The following is a 19,566-nucleotide window of genomic DNA, read 5'->3' on the forward strand; positions in this document are numbered from 1 at the left end:
GTGGGAGCGGGCTTGCTCGCGAAGAGGCCAGCAGCATCAGCGCATTCATGTCGCCGGGCGAATGCACTTGATCAACGAATCCAGCGAGTACCCCAACCGCGGAGCCAACGCTTCGGCGCGGGCGATCAGGCCATCCATGTCCAGTTCCTGATCCAGCTCCGACGGCACGATCAGAATCACATTGCCCTCCTTCACCGGCAACTCCCAGTAATGTCGGTGATACAAACCGCGCAACAAGGCGGCGCCCAGGGGTTTTCCATCGTCGGTTGCCCACTGATTGATGACCAGCCAGCCACCCGGATTCAATCGTTTCTGGCAGTTTTCCAGAAAGCTCCAGGCCAGATGCCCGACACCCGGTCCGACATCGGTATAAAGGTCGACGAAAATCAGGTCGGCCGACTCAGCGGTATCCAGTAGCTCCAGCGCATCGCCAACGCGGATGTACAGGCGCGGATCGTCATCCAGCCCCAGGTACTCGATGGCCAGGCGCGGTACATCCGGGCGCAGTTCGATGGCTTCGACATCTTCCAGCGGCAGGAACTTGAGGCAGGCCTGGGTCAGCGTCCCGGCGCCGAGGCCGAGAAACAGGGCGCTTTCCGGTTGCTCGTGGCACAGCGCGCCGATCAGCATCGCCCGGGTATAGTCGTACTCGAGCCAGCTCGGATCGGCCGTGAACACGCAGCTTTGCTCGATGGCATCACCGAACTCGAGAAAACGGTAATCAGCCACTTCCAGCACACGAATCACACCGAACTCGTCCTGCACCTCAGCGAGCAGATGCTCGACGCGCTCCTCAGTCATTTCATCTCCTGATCGTCACCGGGGCCGGCAACGCAATAACACCGCGTGTAGAGAGCGGCAAAGGCGAGATTGTCGACGAAGCGACGGGAACAGGTCACGCACTAATTTGCTGATAACATGGACGTCCAAGCGAAAACACTAGAGACCGTGATGAGCCAACCCTGGAGCCCTGACAGCTGGCGCGCCCTGCCGATCCAGCAACAACCCCAATACCCCGACGCCGCGCATTTGCAGCAGGTCGAGCAAACCCTGGCCAGCTATCCGCCACTGGTGTTTGCCGGTGAAGCCCGGGAATTGCGCCGTCAGTTTGCCGAGGTGACCCAGGGCCGCGCGTTTCTGCTGCAGGGTGGCGACTGCGCCGAAAGCTTCGCCGAATTCTCCGCTGCGAAAATCCGCGACACTTTCAAGGTGTTGTTGCAGATGGCGATCGTCATGACTTTCGCCGCAGGCTGCCCAGTGGTCAAGGTCGGGCGCATGGCCGGGCAGTTCGCCAAGCCGCGCTCGGCCAACGACGAAACCATTGATGGCGTGACCCTGCCCGCCTACCGTGGCGACATCGTCAACGGCATCGGCTTCGACGAAAAAAGCCGCGTGCCGGACCCGGAGCGCCTGTTGCAGTCCTATCACCAGTCCACCGCCACCCTGAACCTGTTGCGCGCATTCGCCCAGGGCGGTTTTGCCGACCTGCATCAAGTGCACAAGTGGAACCTGGACTTCATCGCCAACTCGGCGCTGGCGGAAAAATACAGCCACCTGGCCGACCGCATCGATGAAACCCTGGCGTTCATGCGCGCTTGTGGCATGGACACTTCGCCACAACTGCGCGAGACCAGCTTCTTCACCGCCCACGAAGCACTGCTGCTGAACTACGAAGAAGCGTTCGTGCGTCGCGACAGCCTGACCAATGATTACTACGACTGCTCGGCCCACATGCTGTGGATCGGTGACCGCACCCGCCAGCTCGACGGCGCCCACGTCGAATTCCTGCGTGGGGTGAACAACCCGATAGGGGTCAAGGTTGGCCCGAGCATGAACCCGGACGACCTGATTCGCCTGATCGATGTGCTCAACCCGGACAACGACCCGGGTCGCCTGAACCTGATCGCACGGATGGGCGCGAACAAGGTCGGCGATCATTTGCCGCAACTGATCCGTGCCGTCCAGTGCGAAGGCAAGCAAGTGCTGTGGAGTTCCGACCCGATGCACGGCAACACCATCAAGGCCAGCAGCGGCTACAAGACCCGCGACTTCGCGCAGATTCTTGGCGAGGTGAAGCAGTTCTTCCAGGTGCACGAAGCCGAAGGCAGTTATGCCGGTGGCATTCACATCGAAATGACCGGGCAGAACGTGACCGAGTGCATCGGTGGTGCGCGACCGATTACCGAGGACGGCTTGTCGGATCGTTATCACACCCATTGCGACCCGCGAATGAATGCCGATCAGTCGCTGGAGCTGGCGTTTTTGATTGCTGAAACCCTGAAGCAGGTTCGGCGCTAGATAGCGTCGCGCCCTTCGCGAGCAAGCCCGCTCCCACATTGGATTTGTGAACGACACAGACCCCATGTGGGAGCGGGCTTGCTCGCGAAGAGGCCAGGTCAAACACCGCCAATTTGTGAGAATGCCACCCGCAACCGCGCCGCACTCGCCCGCGGGCAATTCAGTTGAACCTGCGCCAACCCCAGCCAATCCGCCATCTGCCGCAGATTGACCGCCAACGCCAGCATCCCCTCGTCATCCAGCCCCGCCTCTTCTTCATGCACCGCGTGCACCGCCAACCGCCCCGCCGCCCGCTCGGCGCGCAAATCGACGCGCGCGGCAATCCGTTCGTTGTGCAAAAACGGCAGGACGTAATAGCCGTACACCCGTTTATCCTGGGGTGTGTAGATCTCCAGCCGGTAGCGGAAATCAAACAACCGCTCAGTCCGGCTGCGTTCCCAGATCAGCGAATCGAAGGGCGAGAGCAAGGCACTGGCCGCGACTTTGCGCGGCACTTTTACTTCGGGCAGGCAATAGGCCGGCTGTCGCCAGCCCTGGACTTCGCAGGTCAGCAATTCACCGGCTTCGACCAACTCGGCCAAACGTGGACGACTGTCCGCAGGGTTCAAGCGGAAATAGTCACGCAAGTCCTTCTCCGTACCGACACCCAAGGCCGTTGCCGCATGCCGCAACAGGCCGCGCTGGGCATCGTCTTCACTCAGGACGGGCTGCGCAAGAATCGCCGAGGGAATCACCCGTTCCGGCAAATCGTAGAGCCTTTCAAATCCGCGCCGTCCGGCGACGGTTACTTCACCGGCAGCGAACAACCACTCCAGCGCATGCTTTTCCGCGCTCCAGTCCCACCAGGGCCCAGCCCGTTCCTGACGGGTCGACAAGCTCCCGGCGCCAAGCGCGCCTTGCTTCTCAACCGAAGCCAGCACCCGACGGATCGTGTCTTGCTGTTCACGCCCAAAACGCGCCAATTGCTGATAGATGTCTTCGCCACGACTTGCACGCTGCATGCGCCAACGCATCAACGGGTACATGGAAAGGGGCAGCAACGAGGCTTCATGGCCCCAATACTCGAATAGTGTTCGGCGGCGGCCCTGACTCCAGGCAGCCTGGTCGAGTAAATCGGAAGAGTAGTTACCGAGGCGGGAAAACAGCGGAAGGTAGTGCGAACGCACCAATGCATTGACCGAATCGATCTGCAAAATGCCCAGCCGTTCGATCAGTCGGTTGAGCGCAACAGCCTTGATAGACGCTGGCGGCTGCCGCCCGTTGAACCCTTGGGCGGCCAGCGCCAGACGCCGAGCCTGTTTGAGGGTAAAGGACAATGTTGCGGGCATGGGCATCTCCTTGTCTGCTCGCAACCTACCTCACCGGTAAGGGGTTTGTGTAGCGTGGCATTCATCATTTATTGATCGGATCATTTATGCATCGGGTCGCTCCAGAACGGTTTGATCGACTCGTTCTCCACATCCGCACGACTCATGCCGATGTCCTTGAGTGCTTCGTCGCTCAAGCTCGCCAGCAGTTCACGCTCGCGATGCAGTTCGTACCAGCGCCCGACCTTGTGCAGCAGATCGGATATCAGGTGGACCGAGTGTTTTTCCGCACCTTGAAACTCATGTTGACCTTTCATCTTGTTGCCCTCCGTTTGGATGGCTTCAGTCTCGCCCCGGGTCTAAGATCAATCCAACGAATGTTTCTGATGTCACATATCTCGGAGATTGATGGATGTCAGCCTACCCGAGCATCGATACCGAAGTGCTGCGCACCTTCGTCGCCATCGCCGACCAAGGCGGCTTTACCCGTGCGGGTGAATTGGTCAACCGCACCCAGTCAGCCGTCAGCATGCAGATGAAACGACTGGAAGAAGACGTGTTGCAGCGTCAGTTGTTCCAGCGTGACGGACGGCAGGTGCGATTGACGGCCGAAGGCCAGGTATTGCTGGGTTATGCGCGGCGGATCCTCAAGCTGCACAGCGAAGTTTTCAATACCCTGCGTGAGCCCGACATGGTCGGCACGGTGCGCATCGGCACCCCGGACGATTATGTGATGCGATTCCTCCCGGGGATTCTGCGGCGGTTTGCCCAGTCCTACCCGTTGATCCAGATCGAAGTGCACTGCGAATCATCAAAACAACTGCTGATGCGCCAGGACCTGGACCTGTCCATCGTGACCCGCGAACCGGGCAGCGAAATCGGCCAGTTGCTGCGCAAGGAGCGTTTTGTCTGGGCCGAGGCGCAATGCTATAGCGCCCACGAGCAGACGCCGCTGCCGCTGGCGATGTTCAACAGTGACTGCTTCTGCCGCCAGTGGGCCTGCAATGCCCTGGATGCCCGGGGGCGCGATTACCGGGTGGCGTATAACAGCGACAGCCTGTCGGCGATCATGGCGGTAGTCAGCGCCGGGCTGGCGGTCACCGCGCAGCTTGAAAGCCTGATCACCGCGGACATGCGCATCCTCGGCGAGGCCGAAGATCTGCCGCTACTGCCCGAGGCCAGCATCATGCTCGTGCGTAATCTGCATAACCCGTCGCCGATCACCGAGTGCCTGGCCGAACACATCATCGACGGCTTCAAACTTTGAAGGCGAGCATCACCGCACAAAACACCAGGAATCCGCAAAACAGCCCGCGCAGCAGTCGCTCTGGCAGTGCGTGGGCAACCTTCACGCCCCAACTGATGCTCATCAGCCCACCGATCGCCAAGGGTAGGCCGATCACCCAGTCGACCTGATGGTGCACAGCATAAGTCACCAGCGTCACCCCTGTGCTCGGCAAGGCCAGCGCCAACGACAACCCCTGCGCAACCACCTGACTGGTGCCGAACAGACTGGTCAACACCGGTGTCGCCACCACCGCGCCCCCCACGCCGAACAACCCGCCCATTGTGCCTGATGCCGCACCGAGCACGCCCAGCCAGGGCCATGAGTAGTTCATCTGCGAAGCCGCCGGGGCGCTGGCGGCGAACATGCGAACGAGGTTGTACGCCGACAGTGCGATGAGAAACGCGACAAAGCCTATACGCATGGTTTGCGCATCGATGCCCACCGCCCAGATCGATCCGAGCCAGGCGAAGCAGAACCCCATACTGGCCAGCGGTAAGGCGTGGCGCAGTTCGATCCGGTTGCGCTGATGGTAGCGCCACAGCGCCAGCATCACGTTCGGCACTACCATCACCAACGCCGTGCCTTGGGCAATTTGCTGATCTAGCCCGAACAGCACGCCCAACAGCGGAATGGCAATCAGGCCGCCGCCGATGCCAAACAATCCGCCAAGCGTGCCCAAGGCAGCGCCGAACACCAGGTACGTCAAGAACTCAATCACAGCATTTTCCCCGTTACCGTCAGGACTTTGATCCTACGCAGTTGCTGCTGGCGCGGAAACGCACAGCAACGCACAATGGCTTTGCCAAACTCGCACAAGCACAAACCTGCCATGAACCCCAATCAACTGACCGACCAACTGGTTTTGTTCCTCGACGTGCTGGAAACCGGCAGTTTTTCTGCCGCCTCGCGCCGTCATCCGCTGACCCCTTCGGCCGTGGCTCGGCGGATCGACAACCTGGAAAACGCGGTCGGCAGTCAGTTGTTCATCCGCAGCACCCATGCGGTACGCGCCACCCCGGCGGGATTGGCCTTTGCCGAACGAGCACGGCGGATCGTCGCCGAGTTGCGCCTGGCCCGGGCTGAGGCGGTGTCTTTGAGTAGCGCGCCGGAAGGTCTGATCCGTATCGATGCGCCGGCAGCCTTTGGGCGCCGGCACCTGGCACCGGTGATTGCCGATTTCCTCATGCTCTATCCGGGGCTCGATGTGCAACTGCACCTGATCGACAGCTTCGTCGACATGCAGGGCCTGAACCTCGGCAAGGTCGATCTGGTGCTGCGCGCCGGACAATTGGCCGACACCCGACTGGTGGCCACGCCACTGGCGAGCATGGTCCGTATCGCCTGCGCCAGCCCTGATTATTTGCGGCGTCGCGGCGTGCCGACGGAGCCGTCACAACTGATTGAACACGACGGACTCGACTGGGATGGCCTGGCGCCGCCCTTCGCCTGGCGTTTCGAACGGGACGGGCAAATGCAGTTGCACCGGCCGGCGCGGGTCCGCATGAGCGCCAACAATGCCGAGGCCCTGGTCTGCGGCGCATTGGCCGGGCTGGGTATCGCGCACCTGCCGACCTGGCTGGCCAGCGAGTACCTGTTGCGCGGTGAATTGCTGCCACTGTTCTGCGACAGCGGCCTGCCGAAACCGGAAAGCGCCGGCATCTATGCCTTGCGCCTGGAACAGCAACCCAACTCCCGCAGTCGTTTACTGCTGGAGTACCTGAAAACCCGCTTCAGCCCGGTGCCGCCCTGGGATCTGCTGCTGCAAACCCATTTGCAACGGCACTGATCAAAATTATCTGGCGCATTAAAGATTCGCCCGCTAGATTTCAGAGATCACAGATAAAGGCTTCGACATGACCACCGAGCGCAACACCCCGGACAACTGCGACAACCTGCTGCTGGATAATCAGGCCTGCTTCGCCCTGCATTCCACTTCGCTGATGATGACCAAGGTCTACAAGCCCTTGCTGCAAGCGCTGGGCCTGACCTACCCGCAATACCTGGCGATGATGGTGTTGTGGGAACGGGACGGTTTGACCGTAGGCGAAATCAGCACGCGATTGCTGACCGATCCTGGCTCGTTGACGCCGCTGCTCAAGCGCCTGGAAGCCGAAGGCCTGCTCAGCCGTACCCGCAGCCGCGAAGATGAACGGGTGGTGATCGTCGAACTCACCGAACAGGGCCGGGCATTGCGCGACAAGGCCCGGGATGTGCCCCAGTGCATCCTCGGCGCCAGCGGGATGACCGTGGAGCGCCTGCAAAAACTGCAAGCAGAGCTGCAAGAGCTGCGTCGTCACCTGCAAGACAGCCTGTAATTTCAAGACCACCACAAAACCCTTGTGGGAGAAACTGTCTTCACCATGACACTCCGCCATCGCTGGCAAGCCAGCTCCTATGTATGGACTCGCCCCCACTGTCTACCCGCTTTTGAAAAACCGCTGCCCCGTTGCATCTATGTATTAGGCCTATTCGTGGAAGCCGTCTTCGGCTTCTGGCCAAAATTGGAAAAGCTCGTGGTATGCCGATTACAGTCAGGCCTCGAAGGCCAGTAGGAGCTTAGGCATCAATCCACGCCGGTCTTACCTGGGGTCAATTTTTTTCAGCAGAGGGTCAGACGGTTAGTACCTCGGTGGCAGAACTCTGTCGCTCAGTGGCCCATCGTCGCTGGCTGGCCATCACCCGCGTGGCGACGATAAGTCTGGTCATTCTGTAGAAGCACCCAGACGATTCGCAGGTTGCGGTTGGCTAGCCTGATCGCAGCCTCCTTGCGGCCCAACCGGCTCATCCAGTGCAACAAGCGGCGGTCATCGGGTTGCTGGGAATCAGGTCGTAGTTGTTGCAGCACCGCATGGGCCCCCTGGATCATCAGGCTGCGTAAATAAGCATCACCTCGCTTGGTCATGCCCCCCAACCGGACCGTCTCCCCGCTGCTGTGCTGGTCAGGCACCATGCCAAAGTACGCGGCAAACTTGCGGGCATTGGGAAAGCGCTCAGGCTTGGTTTCCTTGGCCACCAGTGCCGTGGCAGTGACCGGGCCGATGCCGCGTACAGTCATTAGCCGCTTCGCCGTCATGTCAGCGTTGGCGGCCACTTCCAGGCGTCCCGTCAGTACGCTGATGCGCTCGCCCAAATGGCGCCACTCGGCCAACAGTTCGTCGATCAGCTCACGCAGCAGGCCCGGCACCGGCTGGGTGGCATCTTCCAGCACCCGCGGGATTTTCTGGCTGATCGCAACATCGCCCTGTGCCAAGGCTACGCCGTGCTCAAGCAGCAGGCCGCGCATCTGATTACTGAGGGCCGTGCGTCGACGCACATAGCCCTGGCGGGCGCGATGCAACGCCTGCATTGCCAGCGCCGCAACGCTTTTGACCGGTACTGCGCAGATTTTTTCATCGCGATTGGCCCGCAGAATCGCCAGCGCATCGTTGCGATCATTTTTAGGCCCGCTGCGATGTGTGGCCACCAAACCGGCTGGAAGAATCCGCACCGGATTACCTTGCTCTTGCAGCTGCCGGGCCCAGGCCTGGGCACCCGGACCGGTCTCCATCAAAACCACGACATGCGCCGGCAACTGTCGGAGAAAATCATAAAACGCCTCGCGCGACTTGATCCGCTGCTCGTAGCGCACCTGGCCGAGGATATCTTCACCGGCGACCTGAAAGACCTGTTTGGCCAAGTCGACCGCCAAGGTTGTGCAGGCCGACAAATTGGAAGAAGACACGGATTGATCAAACGAACTATGATTTTTCATGGACTCGCCCTCGCTGTCGTTGGCTGTTTAGACTGCCACCGTGGCGCATTGACGCCTCGGCTTGGGCGAGTCCATCCAATTACAGGGGATTGCCGCCAGGCACAAATCCGGGAGCACCCAATAATCCTGTGGGAGCGGGCTTGCTCGCGAAGAGGCCGGCATAGCTAACATTTACTTCGCCTGACACTCCGCCATCGCTGGCAAGCTCCTACAGGGGATTGCCGCCAGGCACAAATCCGGGAGCACCCAATAATCCTGTGGGAGCGGGCTTGCTCGCGAATAGGCCGGCACAGCCAACATTTACTTCGCCTGACACTCCACCATCGCTGGCAAGCCAGCTCCTACAGGGGATTGCCGCCAGGCACAAATCCGGGAGCACCCAATAATCCTGTGGGAGCGGGCTTGCTCGCGAAGAGGCCGGCACAGCCAACATTTACTTCGCCTGACACTCAGCCATCGCTGGCAAGCCAGCTCCTACAGGGGATTGCCGCCAGGCACAAATCCCGCTCCCACATTTGTTTTGGGTCGCGCTAAAGAACCCGATTCTCCCCTTCCTGAAAATTCGCCTGTAAAACCTCACCCCCTCAGCCAATCCTGTTCAACCGTTCGTCCGTTCTTGTAAATTCATTTTATTTTTATATTGCGCACTAAATATTAGCGCGATACATTTACCTCGCACTTACTTAGCGCGCAAACATTTAGCGCAAAACAACCCAATCCTGAACGAGGCTTTCACCATGCAAACTCTCTACACCGCGATCGCAACTTCCACCGGTGGCCGTGACGGTCGTGCGGTTTCCAGCGACAACATCCTCGACGTCAAGCTCGCCACCCCGAAAGAACTCGGCGGTGCCGGCGGTGCAGCCACCAACCCTGAGCAACTGTTCGCCGCCGGTTACTCCGCCTGCTTTATCGGCGCCCTGAAATTCGTGGCCAGCCAGACCCAGCGCAGCATCCCCAATGACGCATCGATCACCGCCCACGTCGGCATTGGCCAGATCCCTGGCGGCTTCGGCCTGGATATCGGCCTGCACGTCAGCCTGCCGGGTCTTGAACAAGCCGATGCACAAGCACTGGTCGAAGGAGCCCACCAGGTCTGCCCGTACTCCAACGCCACCCGTGGCAACGTCGATGTGCGTCTGCACGTAACCGTCTAAGCGCTGACTACCCAGGCCCGAACAGGAAACGAACATGAACACCTTCAGCAAAGTCTTGACCGGTACCCTTCTCGCCTTGTCCATCAGCAACGCGATTGCAGGAAACGGCGTTGAACACAACACCCAGGCATTCCTCGACGCGCTGAACGCCGGCACCGGCAAGCCGATGGAACAAATGACGCCCGCCGAAGCCCGCGCCGTTCTGGTAGGCGCGCAGGCTGGGGTGAAGCTGACGCTGCCAAAAGCCGATGTCAGCCAGAAGACCATCCAAGTGGATGGCCAGCCGATCAGCTTGACCATCGTCCGGCCGGCCGGGGCCAAGGGCGAGCTGCCGGTGTTCATGTTCTTCCATGGTGGTGGTTGGGTTCTGGGGGACTTCCCGACCCACGAACGACTGGTTCGAGACCTGGTGACGGGTTCGGGTGCAGCGGCCGTGTTCGTGAACTACACGCCGTCGCCGGAAGCGCATTACCCGGTAGCGATCAACCAGGCTTACGCCGCGACCCGATGGGTGGCCGAGCACGGTAAAGAGATCAACGTCGATGGCAAGCGCCTCGCGGTAGCCGGCAACAGTGTCGGCGGCAACATGGCGGCAGTGGTAGCGCTGATGGCCAAGGACAAGGGCACGCCCGCCATCAAGTTCCAGGTGCTGTTGTGGCCGGTGACTGATGCCAACTTTGAAACCGCGTCCTACAACCAGTTCGCCGAAGGGCACTTCCTCAGCAAAAACATGATGAAGTGGTTCTGGGACAACTACACCACTGACGCCAATCAGCGCAACGAGATCTACGCCTCGCCCCTGCGTGCGACCACCGCCCAGTTGAAAGGATTGCCTCCAGCGCTGGTGCAGACCGCCGGTGCCGACGTGTTGCGCGACGAAGGCGAGGCCTACGCCCGCAAACTCGACGAAGCCGGTGTGCCGGTGACCTCGGTTCGCTACAACGGCATGATCCACGACTACGGTTTGCTCAACGTGGTGAGCCAGGTGCCAGCGGTGCGTTCGGCGATGTTGCAGGCATCTGAAGAGCTGAAACAACACCTGAAGAAGTAACAACGCCCCACCCTGTAGGAGCGAGCTTGCTCGCGATGGACTTGAAGGCGACGCGTTTCATCAGGCAATACGCGTTATCGTTAACCTCCATCGCGAGCAAGCTCGCTCCTACAGGGGGGCGTGTTCCGACAGGCACAAAAAAGCCCGACTCAATGGTCGGGCTTTTTCATTACTCAAGCAGTGCTTATTTAGCACGGCCTTTGTAGGAACCGCCTTCGCGGGTATCGATCTCGATCATGTCGCCGATTTCGATGAAGTCAGCAACCGACAGCTCGGTACCGTTCTTCAGTTTGGCAGGCTTCATTACCTTGCCGGAAGTGTCGCCGCGAGCGGAACCTTCGGTGTAGTCAACCTGACGCACGATGGTGGTCGGCAGCTCTACGGAAACCAGACGCTCTTCGAAGAAGATCGCTTCGCAAACATCGGTCATGCCTTCTTCAACGAAAGGCAGAACGGCTTCGATGTCTTCAGCGTTCAGCTCGTACATGGTGTAGTCGGTGGTGTCCATGAACGTGTAGGTGTCGCCGCTAATGAAGGACAGGGTCGCTTCTTTGCGGTCGAGGATTACGTCGTCCAGTTTGTCGTCGGCGCTGTAAACGATCTCGGTCTTGTAACCGGTCAGCAGGTTCTTCAGCTTGGTCTTCATGATCGCGCTGTTACGACCGGACTTGGTGAATTCAGCTTTCTGAACCAGCCAAGGATCGTTTTCGAGACGAATCACGGTCCCGGGTTTCAGTTCTTTACCAGTTTTCATTGCGAATATCCGAATTTGGATGGGATTTACAAAAATCTAGGCCGCGTATCATATCCAATTTCCATAAAACTGTACCAGCGCTGTGGCAAGATCGGCCTGCAAGGCCTGTTCCAGACACCACGCTTCGGCGTGTTTTTCCAGCTCTGACCAGTATTTACGGGTGAGTTGCCAGTGGTCGGGCATTTTTTCGCCAGCGTTCCACGCCCGCCAAAGACCGCTGATCGCCTCCCGCGCAGGCGCAGATAACCCCTTTACATAGAGTTCGAGGAAAGCTTCGAGCTTGTCCAGGTGGATGTCTTCTTCCTGCTGGTAGATGTGCCAGAGAAATGGCCGGCCCGCCCACTGCGCGCGCACGAAGGAGTCTTCGCCGCGCACGGCATTGAAATCGCAGGACCACAGCAACAAATCGTATTGATCCTGGCGGACGAACGGCAGCACTTGCACGGTCAGGGCTCCCCGCACATGCACCGCGCCAGCCGCCAGCCCCTGCACACCGAGCCAACGTTCGACATCGCCCAGAATCCGCCCTTCCGGCACCAGCAGATGAGTGGCGGTCGAATCGCCGGCCATCGCATCGAGCCAACTGGCCAGTCCAGTGTTTTCATAGGCAAACAATGAGATCAAGTGAGCGCCGGGTGCCCGATCAATCCCTAGACCCTGCAGGAATTCTCCTTGGGCTTGCGGGTCTTGCTGAAACTGCCGACGACGGTCAAGCAACCCGCGCTCACGCAACAACCCGCCTGTGCCCTTTTGGAACCCCGGGAAGAAAAAGAACTTCTGCACGTTTTTGTATTTCACCGAGGGCAAACCGTGACAGCCGATCACCCAGTCCTCGGCGCTCAAGTAATCCAGGTTCATCCACAGCGGTGGCTTCTCCCGCTCGGCCATGGCGTCCATATAGGCGCTCGGCAGTTGGCAGGCAAAAGCGGCGATCACCACATCGGCGGCTTGCGTCGGCTGCCACTCGGCTGGCCATTGACGCACGTCGACGTCTTGCTGGCATTGCTGCGCAGCGTGGATGTCAATTTGTGGACAGATACGCTCGAACGCTCGCAGATCATCGACCCAGAGACGCACCGCCAGCCCATGCTCGGCCACCAGTTGCCGGGCCAGTCGCCACGTCACGCCGATGTCGCCGAAGTTGTCGACCACGGTGCAAAAAATATCCCAGCGGGGTTTCATTTCAGGCATTACAGGCTCCCGTTGGCAAAGGCGCCGATTGTCCGCATAAATTACCCCGTGCAGAAGAGCCGACGGCGATTATTCTTCATGCGACAATCACCACTCGCCAGTGACCTTTCGCCAGGAGGCAAGCATGCCCCACCGTCCCACGCCGCGCCGATCCTTTCCAATCAGCCTCAACGCCCTGCAACTGACCGGCAGCATCGCCCTCGGCATGTGGCTCGGATTCATTGCCATCGTGCTGACTTGCTGGCTCGCATCGCGCCTGCTTTTCAACGAACAGATGGCCCCTGTGGCGGCGGCTGTGGAGCAACTGGCCAAACCACCCGTAACGACCCAACCGGTGCCGGATATTCCGCCACAGAGCCCGTTGTTCGAGCAGTATGAAGAAAACCTGCGCAAGAACGAGCAGCAGCAACGACTCGATCAGGCGCGTGGCAACAGTCGTAACCTGTCCAACCCGAACTGTCAGTTCTGGTTGCAACAGGACCGCACTGCACCGAGCGAAAAAAGCCGTGCCAACGTCCTGCAATTCTGCGATTGATCATGAATAAGCACAGCGTCCACCAACTGATTCTCGAAAAGCTCCGGATCGATCTCGACATCGCCGAACGGGCCGCGCAAACCGCATACGAAACGGCGACCCACGAAGAAAACATCGCCGAGAACAAGTACGACACCCTGGGGTTGGAGGCCTCGTATCTCGCGGCCGGACAAGCCAGGCGGGTCGAAGAAATTCGCCAGTCATTGGCCCTTTGCCAGAACCTGGCCCTGCGCCCGTATGACGATCAGCGGGGCATCGAAGTGGGCGCATTGCTCGGGCTCGAGGACGAAAAGGGCCGCGAACAATGGCTGTTTCTCGCCCCCGATGCGGCCGGGTTGAAGGTCGATCTGGTGGGGCAACTGATTACCGTCATTACCCCGCGCTCACCGCTGGGCAAAAGCCTGCTGGGCAAGTTCGAGGGCGATGAGGTGGAGATTCTGGTGGCGGGCGCTCGGCAACAGTTCGCTGTCACCGAGGTGATTTGAGCGGCAGGAAACGCTATCAGTGAACGGGCAGTTCGACGCCTTCGAACAGTTCTTCCAGTTCCTGCTTGTTGTGGCATTGAATGGCCTTGGCCATGACTTCGCGGGTCAGGTGTGGCGCGAACTTCTCGATGAAGTCGCACATGAAACCACGCAGGAAGGTGCCGCGACGGAAGCCGATCTTAGTCACGCTGGACTCGAACAACTCACTGGCATCGAGCACCACCAGGTCACTGTCGAGCTTGGTATCTACGGCCATTTTCGCCACGATGCCCACGCCCAGCCCCAGGCGAACATAGGTCTTGATCACGTCGGCGTCGGCAGCGGTAAACACCACTTTTGGCGTCAGGCCACGATGGCTGAAGGCTTCGTCGAGTTTCGAACGGCCGGTAAAACCGAACACGTACGTCACGATCGGGTATTCGGCCAGCGCTTCGAGGGTCAGTTTCGACAGTTTGGTCAGCGGGTGGCCCTGGGGCACGACCACGCAACGGTTCCAGCGGTAGCACGGCATCATCACCAGATCGCCGAACAGCTCGAGCGCTTCGGTGGCAATGGCGAAATCCACGGTACCGTCAGCGGCCATTTCGGCGATTTGCATCGGCGAACCCTGGTGCATGTGCAGGGCAACATCCGGGTATTGCTTGATGAAATTGCTGATCACCGGCGGCAACGCATAACGCGCCTGGGTGTGAGTGGTGGCGATCGACAGGGTGCCTTTCTTCTCGTTGGAGAATTCCTGGGCGATCTGCTTGATGCTTTCAACCTTGCGCAGAATCTCGCCAGCGGTGGTGATGATGCGCTCGCCGGCCGGGGTAACGCGGGTCAGGTGCTTGCCGCTGCGGGCGAAAACCTCGACGCCCAGTTCATCCTCAAGCAGGCGAATCTGTTTACTGATGCCCGGTTGAGAGGTGTAAAGACTTTGGGCTGTAGCGGAAACGTTGAGGTCGTGGTGCGCCACTTCCCAGATGTAGCGCAATTGTTGAAGCTTCATATGAATCCCTCAAAGCAGGTAGACGCCACGGGCATCAGCGACGATATATAACTATATTAATGGCACGAAGAATAAATCTAGAACTTTTTTATCAGATTGCCACTATTCGTGTTCTAGCGATCCCCTTGGCGACGACGTTGCACCAGCGGCACCATGTAGACCGGCACCTTGGACAGTTGCAACACACGAGCGGCGGTTCGGCCCAGAGGCGTTTCCGCACCAGCACCATGGCTGTGACTACCTACGATCAATAAATCCACGGAGAGTTTCTGCGCCTGGTCCAGAATCACCTGCGACGGATCCCCCTGCAGCACCCGCACCGCCTGAATCCGCTCCAGGTCGTGCTCGCCCTCTTCCCCCAACTCTTCACGAAAACTGTCGAGCACCCGCTGCTCGATACTGGCAATCACTGTGCTCAGGCCCTGGCTGTGAAACTCGTTCAGAGCCTGTTCATCGAGATAACTTTGCAGCACCGATTCGGCAAACAAGCCCATGGGTTCAACCGCATGCACGACATACAAATTGGCATTGAAGGTCCGGGCCAGTTCCAGGGCATGCTGCATCACCACGGGCGCGTACAGGCCAAGGTCAGTGGCGTACAGCATCGAACGAATCATATGACCTCCTCGACTGCCAACATGGCGGAGATTTGATTCAGCTTAGCAGTGCCTTGGCGACTGCGACGTCCTGCGCAACACATTGAACGGCGGGCTTAAACCTTTTGCTCGTTGCTTATGCCATGGGGTACATGACCGGTGGCTACGACTTCTCGGGCCAATTCGCAGTGGCCGGCCTGATCGTCGAAAAACACATCGGCCGCGAAGGCTTCGAGAAAGGCCGACTTGGTCAGGCCGCCGAGGAACAGCGACTCGTCGAGACGGATGTCCCATTCGCGCAATGTGCGAATGACCCGCTCATGGGCGGGCGCCGATCGCGCCGTGACCAGCGCGGTACGGATCGGACAGGCGTCCTCCGGGAACTCACGCTGCAACAGGTTGAGGGCCGCGAGAAAGCCCTTGAACGGCCCACCGCGCAACGGCTCGCGGGCAGCCTCACGCTCACTGGCCTGGAACGCTTCCAGGCCGCCGGCCTGATAAATGCGCTCCGACTCATCGGAAAACAGCACCGCGTCTCCGTCGAAGGCAATGCGCAATTCGTCGCTGGCGGCACGGCTGGCACCGCCCGACAGAATGGTCGCCGCGGCAAACCCGGCGTCCAGTGCATTGCGTACGTCTTCGGCGTGGGTCGAGAGAAACAGGTCACAGCCAAAGGCCTTGAGGTAGGGATACGGACTGCGCCCGCCGACAAACGCCGCACGGGAAATCGCCAGCCCGTAGTGGTCAATCGAGTTGAACACCCGCAACCCGGTGTCGGCGCTGTTGCGCGACACCAGAATCACCTCGACCCGGGCGCGGCCGAGGCTATTGTTGAGGTTCAGGAGTTTCTGCACCAACGGGAAGGCATCGCCGGGCTCGAGAATTTCGTCTTCGTGTTCGATCTGATACTGCCGGTAGGCTTCGACGCCACTCGACAGATAGACCTTGTGGCTTTCGCTCAGGTCGAACAGCGCCCGCGAAGAAATCGCCAGCACCAGCTTGTCGTCGATTGCCTTTGGCATGCCCATCCCCCTCAGGTCGGTGAACTCAGGTATTGCGTCGATCAATGAAACTCAAGCTGCGATACAAGGCCTCGATGCGCGGCATTTCACATCCCGCGGCCTTGGCTGCCGCCAGTGGCCGGGCGTAGATGGCGGCCAGTTCCAGCGGCTGCTTGTGCAAGAAGTCGTGATACATGCTTGGCCAGTAGTCGGGCATTTTTTCGGTCACCATGAACAAGTGCTCGGCATACCCCGTCGGTACGTCGTGCCCGCAGGCAATTGCGCCTTGCACCACTTCAGCCATCAGCGCCTTGATCAGCTCGCGACTGTCGGCATCGGCCATCAACGGCGTGGTGCTCGCCCCCAGCAAAACCGAGAGACCGTTGTAAGGAATATTCCAGACCAGTTTTTGCCAGCGCGCCTGATGCAAATTCGCCATCGCCTGGGAATCGAGGCCGGCGCTGCGAAACAGACCGACACCCTCCTCGACGATCGCAGTGCGTGTCGGCCCTTCGGCGGGACCGCTGTGATATCCAACGTGCACCGCGCCCAGCGCCTGATGGGTGATGACGCCCGGCGCCTCGCGATGGACGCAGATGTAGCAGAGCCCACCGAGCACATGCAGTGAATCGGGGAGCAACTCACGCAGGCTGTCTTCGACGTCCAGGCCATTTTGCAACAGCAGCACTTTGGCGTTCGGTGCCGCCGCTTGCAGGATCGCGGGCGCAAGGCCTGCGTTGCTGGTGGTTTTCGCGCCCACCAGCAGCCAGTCGCAGGGCGGCATGTCTTCAGCGTTCGAGTAAGCCTGCACCGGGTTCAGCTTCAGCGCTCCATGGGGCGCGCTATCGACTTGCAACCCGTGCTCGGCCACCGCGGAAAACTCGCTGCGCAGTAGAAAATGCACATCAAAACCGGCACGCGCCAACATCACCCCGTAGAAACCGCCGATTGCGCCGGTCCCGATAATGCCGATCGTCGGCCTGGCAACTGTCCCCATCATGGCAACTCCTCTGCTGTTCGACCCAGCGCCTGGCGCACCGCCCGATTGAGTTCGGTGTCGGTCAGGCGCGATTTCAGTGCTCCGAAGAATTCGCCGTCGCGAACGATAAACAGCGCCGGCAAGTGAAAGACCTGATAACGCTCGACCACCCCGCCGTTGTTGCCGGCATCGATCCAGCACAGGCGATCGACTGCCAGGTCGAGTGTCGGCAATTGCTCCCGGGCAAAACGGCAACTGGCGCAGCCGACACTGGTAAAAATAACCAGCGATACGCCGCTCATCGCCAGCAGCCGTTGGTCGGCGTCAAAATCGGTCAGTTCCAATTCGACCACTATACTGGGGGAAACAATGTCAGATGGCCGACACATGGAGTCTGTGTTCATGGGACGTTTTATTCCTCACCCTGACGATGTTCCCGTCGAATTAACGTTGCTGAAACCTGATTGTATTTCGCGACGACAGCTGCACACTATCAGCCTCGGGGGCATGGCTTGCAATTATCACCGCGCGTGGCGTCACGGCACGGCGCTCGAGGTACGCATGCCGACCGTGAACCCGGACATGCGCTACCTGGGCTATGTCGCCTGGTGCCTGCGGCGCAAACGCGGATATCTGGTGGGCATCGCCTTCGTCGACGAACAAACGCTGTTCAGCGCCCGGATGGGTGAGCAGGTGTGCCAGATCGAACGCTACTGCCGCCTGCATGACGCCCACGAAGATTTGCAGGGTATTCAGGCCCTGGCCCTCGAATGGGTCCAGGAACATGCCGACGAGTTCTCTCACGAATCAGTGCGCAAGGCTTTTGCGCAGCCTGTGCCGGAATAGGAGCGTTCTTGATCAGTTTGCCCCCCGCGGCAGGGAAACTGACTGCGAAAGCCCACCAAACCGGCGTCTGCCCATTGTCGAGCCACGGTGTAACGCGCTAAGGTTCGGCTCCCCGACGCGCTTAATTTGCTGTGCTCCGCCGCGCGGGTTCGCTGGCGGCCGGCACCCGTGACCTGACGAGTAAACGATGGCTGATTTACCGATCAACGACCTAAACGTCGCCTCCAACGAGACGCTGATCACTCCTGATCAGCTCAAGCGCGATATTCCCCTGAGCGACGCCGCACTGCGCACCGTCACCAAGGGCCGCGAAGTCATTCGCAACATCCTGGATGGCACCGACCACCGCCTGTTCGTCGTCATCGGGCCTTGCTCGATCCACGACATCAAGGCCGCCCACGAATATGCCGATCGCCTGAAGGCACTCGCTGCCGAAGTGTCCGATACCCTGTATCTGGTCATGCGCGTGTATTTCGAGAAACCACGCACCACCGTCGGCTGGAAAGGCTTGATCAACGACCCGTATCTGGACGACTCGTTCAAGATCCAGGACGGCTTGCACATCGGCCGCCAGTTGCTGCTGGACCTGGCCGAAAAAGGCCTGCCGACCGCCACCGAAGCCCTCGACCCGATCTCCCCGCAATATTTGCAGGACCTGATCAGCTGGTCGGCCATCGGCGCGCGCACCACTGAATCCCAGACTCACCGCGAAATGGCGTCCGGCCTGTCCTCGGCCGTCGGCTTCAAGAACGGCACCGATGGCGGCCTGACCGTGGCGATCAACGCCCTGCAGTCGGTTTCCAGCCCTCACCGTTTCCTGGGCATCAACCAGGAAGGTGGCGTGTCGATCGTGACCACCAAGGGCAATGCCTACGGTCACGTAGTACTGCGCGGCGGCAACGGCAAGCCGAACTACGATTCGGTCAGCGTTGCGCTCTGCGAGCAGGCGCTGGACAAGGCGAAGATCAAGCCGAACATCATGGTCGATTGCAGCCACGCCAACTCCAACAAGGACCCGGCCCTGCAACCGCTGGTGATGGAAAACGTCGCCAACCAGATCCTTGAAGGCAACCAGTCGATCATCGGCCTGATGGTTGAAAGCCACCTGAACTGGGGTGCCCAGGCGATCCCGAAAGACCTCGCCGACCTGCAATACGGCGTGTCGATCACCGACGCCTGCATCGACTGGACCGCGACCGAAAACACCTTGCGCAGCATGCATGCCAAGCTCAAGGATGTGCTGCCGAAACGCGATCGCAGCTGATCGCCTGATTGGCTGTACAAAAACGCGCATAAAAAAACGCCGGGCTGAACCCGGCGTTTTTTTTTATGCGTT

General features: G+C 59.9%; 22 protein-coding genes. 10 read left to right on the plus strand and 12 right to left on the minus strand.

Annotated features, from left to right (window positions below; genetic code table 11):
* Positions 1-45 precede the first annotated feature (45 nt).
* A complete protein-coding gene (locus tag QMK54_RS22775; protein WP_108229894.1) occupies positions 46-801 on the minus strand; it encodes a spermidine synthase in 756 nt (251 codons plus the stop codon).
* Between the two features lie 150 nt (positions 802-951).
* Here QMK54_RS22775 and QMK54_RS22780 point away from each other — a divergent pair, with 150 nt between their 5' ends.
* Positions 952-2,298 (plus strand): class II 3-deoxy-7-phosphoheptulonate synthase, encoded by a 1,347-nt coding sequence (locus QMK54_RS22780; protein ID WP_223589524.1) that lies wholly within the window; start codon positions 952-954, stop codon positions 2,296-2,298.
* A 98-nt stretch (positions 2,299-2,396) separates the two neighbouring features.
* Here the strand turns inward: QMK54_RS22780 and QMK54_RS22785 are convergent, their stop codons facing one another.
* Both QMK54_RS22785 and QMK54_RS22790 read right to left on the minus strand, forming a co-directional pair.
* Positions 2,397-3,626 (minus strand): winged helix-turn-helix domain-containing protein, encoded by a 1,230-nt coding sequence (locus tag QMK54_RS22785; protein ID WP_320401388.1) that lies wholly within the window; start codon positions 3,624-3,626, stop codon positions 2,397-2,399.
* Positions 3,627-3,706: 80 nt separating this feature from the next.
* Positions 3,707-3,922 carry a DUF1127 domain-containing protein gene (locus QMK54_RS22790; protein WP_110659414.1) on the minus strand — a complete coding sequence of 72 codons (216 nt, stop codon included), beginning with the start codon at positions 3,920-3,922 and terminating at the stop codon, positions 3,707-3,709.
* Between the two features lie 95 nt (positions 3,923-4,017).
* On the opposite strand from QMK54_RS22790, the gene QMK54_RS22795 reads away from it, so the two are divergent.
* Entirely contained in the window at positions 4,018-4,872 is an 855-nt protein-coding gene (locus tag QMK54_RS22795; protein ID WP_110659413.1) for a LysR substrate-binding domain-containing protein, read from the plus strand.
* Here the strand turns inward: QMK54_RS22795 and QMK54_RS22800 are convergent.
* Positions 4,862-5,611, minus strand: a complete 750-nt coding sequence (locus tag QMK54_RS22800) for a sulfite exporter TauE/SafE family protein (RefSeq protein WP_320401389.1) — start codon at positions 5,609-5,611, stop codon at positions 4,862-4,864. The genes QMK54_RS22795 and QMK54_RS22800 overlap by 11 nt on opposite strands.
* A 111-nt stretch (positions 5,612-5,722) precedes the next feature.
* Here QMK54_RS22800 and QMK54_RS22805 point away from each other — a divergent pair, with 111 nt between their 5' ends.
* Complete coding sequence (locus QMK54_RS22805; protein WP_320401390.1) at positions 5,723-6,679, plus strand: LysR family transcriptional regulator; 957 nt, start codon at positions 5,723-5,725, stop codon at positions 6,677-6,679.
* A gap of 67 nt (positions 6,680-6,746) precedes the next feature.
* Positions 6,747-7,208, plus strand: coding sequence for a MarR family winged helix-turn-helix transcriptional regulator (locus tag QMK54_RS22810; RefSeq protein ID WP_095944948.1), 462 nt, complete (start codon positions 6,747-6,749; stop codon positions 7,206-7,208).
* A gap of 332 nt (positions 7,209-7,540) precedes the next feature.
* Here the strand turns inward: QMK54_RS22810 and QMK54_RS22815 are convergent, their stop codons facing one another.
* Positions 7,541-8,599, minus strand: coding sequence for an IS110 family transposase (locus QMK54_RS22815; protein ID WP_320402891.1), 1,059 nt, complete (start codon positions 8,597-8,599; stop codon positions 7,541-7,543).
* A 782-nt stretch (positions 8,600-9,381) separates the two neighbouring features.
* Here QMK54_RS22815 and QMK54_RS22820 point away from each other — a divergent pair.
* The gene (locus QMK54_RS22820) at positions 9,382-9,801 is read left to right on the plus strand and encodes an organic hydroperoxide resistance protein (protein WP_320401391.1); all 420 of its coding nucleotides are present in this window, start codon (positions 9,382-9,384) and stop codon (positions 9,799-9,801) included.
* A 34-nt stretch (positions 9,802-9,835) separates the two neighbouring features.
* Complete coding sequence (locus QMK54_RS22825; RefSeq protein ID WP_110659436.1) at positions 9,836-10,852, plus strand: alpha/beta hydrolase; 1,017 nt, start codon at positions 9,836-9,838, stop codon at positions 10,850-10,852.
* 184 nt (positions 10,853-11,036) lie between these two features.
* Here the strand turns inward: QMK54_RS22825 and QMK54_RS22830 are convergent, their stop codons facing one another.
* Both QMK54_RS22830 and earP read right to left on the minus strand, forming a co-directional pair.
* Positions 11,037-11,606, minus strand: a complete 570-nt coding sequence (locus QMK54_RS22830; RefSeq protein WP_007943632.1) for an elongation factor P — start codon at positions 11,604-11,606, stop codon at positions 11,037-11,039.
* Between the two features lie 48 nt (positions 11,607-11,654).
* Complete coding sequence (earP, locus tag QMK54_RS22835) at positions 11,655-12,797, minus strand: elongation factor P maturation arginine rhamnosyltransferase EarP (RefSeq protein WP_320401392.1); 1,143 nt, start codon at positions 12,795-12,797, stop codon at positions 11,655-11,657.
* A 124-nt stretch (positions 12,798-12,921) separates the two neighbouring features.
* On the opposite strand from earP, the gene QMK54_RS22840 reads away from it, so the two are divergent.
* Positions 12,922-13,332, plus strand: coding sequence for a hypothetical protein (locus QMK54_RS22840; RefSeq protein ID WP_223589542.1), 411 nt, complete (start codon positions 12,922-12,924; stop codon positions 13,330-13,332).
* A gap of 2 nt (positions 13,333-13,334) precedes the next feature.
* Entirely contained in the window at positions 13,335-13,817 is a 483-nt protein-coding gene (locus tag QMK54_RS22845; RefSeq protein ID WP_223589545.1) for a transcription elongation factor GreAB, read from the plus strand.
* 16 nt (positions 13,818-13,833) lie between these two features.
* On the opposite strand, the gene cysB is transcribed toward QMK54_RS22845, so the two are convergent.
* The 5 genes from cysB to QMK54_RS22870 all read right to left on the minus strand — a co-directional run bounded on the left by cysB (position 13,834) and on the right by QMK54_RS22870 (position 17,788).
* Complete coding sequence (gene cysB, locus QMK54_RS22850; RefSeq protein WP_015094029.1) at positions 13,834-14,808, minus strand: HTH-type transcriptional regulator CysB; 975 nt, start codon at positions 14,806-14,808, stop codon at positions 13,834-13,836.
* A 113-nt stretch (positions 14,809-14,921) separates the two neighbouring features.
* A complete protein-coding gene (locus QMK54_RS22855; protein WP_320401393.1) occupies positions 14,922-15,425 on the minus strand; it encodes a universal stress protein in 504 nt (167 codons plus the stop codon).
* Between the two features lie 95 nt (positions 15,426-15,520).
* Positions 15,521-16,426, minus strand: a complete 906-nt coding sequence (locus tag QMK54_RS22860; RefSeq protein WP_110659447.1) for a 5'-nucleotidase — start codon at positions 16,424-16,426, stop codon at positions 15,521-15,523.
* A gap of 25 nt (positions 16,427-16,451) precedes the next feature.
* On the minus strand, positions 16,452-17,405 hold the full coding sequence (locus QMK54_RS22865) for a putative 2-dehydropantoate 2-reductase (RefSeq protein WP_320401394.1): 954 nt from the start codon (positions 17,403-17,405) through the stop codon (positions 16,452-16,454).
* Positions 17,402-17,788 (minus strand): thioredoxin family protein, encoded by a 387-nt coding sequence (locus tag QMK54_RS22870; protein ID WP_320401395.1) that lies wholly within the window; start codon positions 17,786-17,788, stop codon positions 17,402-17,404. The genes QMK54_RS22865 and QMK54_RS22870 overlap by 4 nt, the downstream gene beginning before the upstream one ends.
* Here QMK54_RS22870 and QMK54_RS22875 point away from each other — a divergent pair.
* Both QMK54_RS22875 and QMK54_RS22880 read left to right on the plus strand, forming a co-directional pair.
* The gene (locus tag QMK54_RS22875) at positions 17,787-18,230 is read left to right on the plus strand and encodes a PilZ domain-containing protein (protein ID WP_110659444.1); all 444 of its coding nucleotides are present in this window, start codon (positions 17,787-17,789) and stop codon (positions 18,228-18,230) included. The two genes, QMK54_RS22870 and QMK54_RS22875, sit on opposite strands and share 2 nt — an antisense overlap.
* A gap of 187 nt (positions 18,231-18,417) precedes the next feature.
* Positions 18,418-19,494, plus strand: a complete 1,077-nt coding sequence (locus QMK54_RS22880; protein ID WP_110659445.1) for a 3-deoxy-7-phosphoheptulonate synthase — start codon at positions 18,418-18,420, stop codon at positions 19,492-19,494.
* The last annotated feature ends 72 nt before the right edge of the window (positions 19,495-19,566 follow it).

The organism is Pseudomonas sp. P5_109 (genome assembly GCF_034009455.1).
Classification (GTDB): Bacteria; Pseudomonadota; Gammaproteobacteria; order Pseudomonadales; family Pseudomonadaceae; genus Aquipseudomonas.

Excerpts from the sequence above, each read along its gene's own strand:
- QMK54_RS22780 (WP_223589524.1), top strand. The coding sequence starts at position 952 with ATGAGCCAACCCTGGAGCCCTGACAGCTGGCGCGCCCTGCCGATCCAG.
- QMK54_RS22830 (WP_007943632.1), bottom strand. The coding sequence starts at position 11,606 with ATGAAAACTGGTAAAGAACTGAAACCCGGGACCGTGATTCGTCTCGAA.
- QMK54_RS22795 (WP_110659413.1), top strand. The coding sequence starts at position 4,018 with ATGTCAGCCTACCCGAGCATCGATACCGAAGTGCTGCGCACCTTCGTC.
- QMK54_RS22825 (WP_110659436.1), top strand. The coding sequence starts at position 9,836 with ATGAACACCTTCAGCAAAGTCTTGACCGGTACCCTTCTCGCCTTGTCC.
- QMK54_RS22880 (WP_110659445.1), top strand. The coding sequence starts at position 18,418 with ATGGCTGATTTACCGATCAACGACCTAAACGTCGCCTCCAACGAGACG.
- QMK54_RS22820 (WP_320401391.1), top strand. The coding sequence starts at position 9,382 with ATGCAAACTCTCTACACCGCGATCGCAACTTCCACCGGTGGCCGTGAC.
- QMK54_RS22785 (WP_320401388.1), bottom strand. The coding sequence starts at position 3,626 with ATGCCCGCAACATTGTCCTTTACCCTCAAACAGGCTCGGCGTCTGGCG.
- QMK54_RS22775 (WP_108229894.1), bottom strand. The coding sequence starts at position 801 with ATGACTGAGGAGCGCGTCGAGCATCTGCTCGCTGAGGTGCAGGACGAG.
- QMK54_RS22865 (WP_320401394.1), bottom strand. The coding sequence starts at position 17,405 with ATGATGGGGACAGTTGCCAGGCCGACGATCGGCATTATCGGGACCGGC.
- QMK54_RS22870 (WP_320401395.1), bottom strand. The coding sequence starts at position 17,788 with ATGAACACAGACTCCATGTGTCGGCCATCTGACATTGTTTCCCCCAGT.
- QMK54_RS22855 (WP_320401393.1), bottom strand. The coding sequence starts at position 15,425 with ATGATTCGTTCGATGCTGTACGCCACTGACCTTGGCCTGTACGCGCCC.
- QMK54_RS22790 (WP_110659414.1), bottom strand. The coding sequence starts at position 3,922 with ATGAAAGGTCAACATGAGTTTCAAGGTGCGGAAAAACACTCGGTCCAC.
- cysB (WP_015094029.1), bottom strand. The coding sequence starts at position 14,808 with ATGAAGCTTCAACAATTGCGCTACATCTGGGAAGTGGCGCACCACGAC.
- QMK54_RS22810 (WP_095944948.1), top strand. The coding sequence starts at position 6,747 with ATGACCACCGAGCGCAACACCCCGGACAACTGCGACAACCTGCTGCTG.
- QMK54_RS22875 (WP_110659444.1), top strand. The coding sequence starts at position 17,787 with ATGGGACGTTTTATTCCTCACCCTGACGATGTTCCCGTCGAATTAACG.
- QMK54_RS22805 (WP_320401390.1), top strand. The coding sequence starts at position 5,723 with ATGAACCCCAATCAACTGACCGACCAACTGGTTTTGTTCCTCGACGTG.
- QMK54_RS22860 (WP_110659447.1), bottom strand. The coding sequence starts at position 16,426 with ATGCCAAAGGCAATCGACGACAAGCTGGTGCTGGCGATTTCTTCGCGG.
- QMK54_RS22840 (WP_223589542.1), top strand. The coding sequence starts at position 12,922 with ATGCCCCACCGTCCCACGCCGCGCCGATCCTTTCCAATCAGCCTCAAC.
- earP (WP_320401392.1), bottom strand. The coding sequence starts at position 12,797 with ATGCCTGAAATGAAACCCCGCTGGGATATTTTTTGCACCGTGGTCGAC.
- QMK54_RS22845 (WP_223589545.1), top strand. The coding sequence starts at position 13,335 with ATGAATAAGCACAGCGTCCACCAACTGATTCTCGAAAAGCTCCGGATC.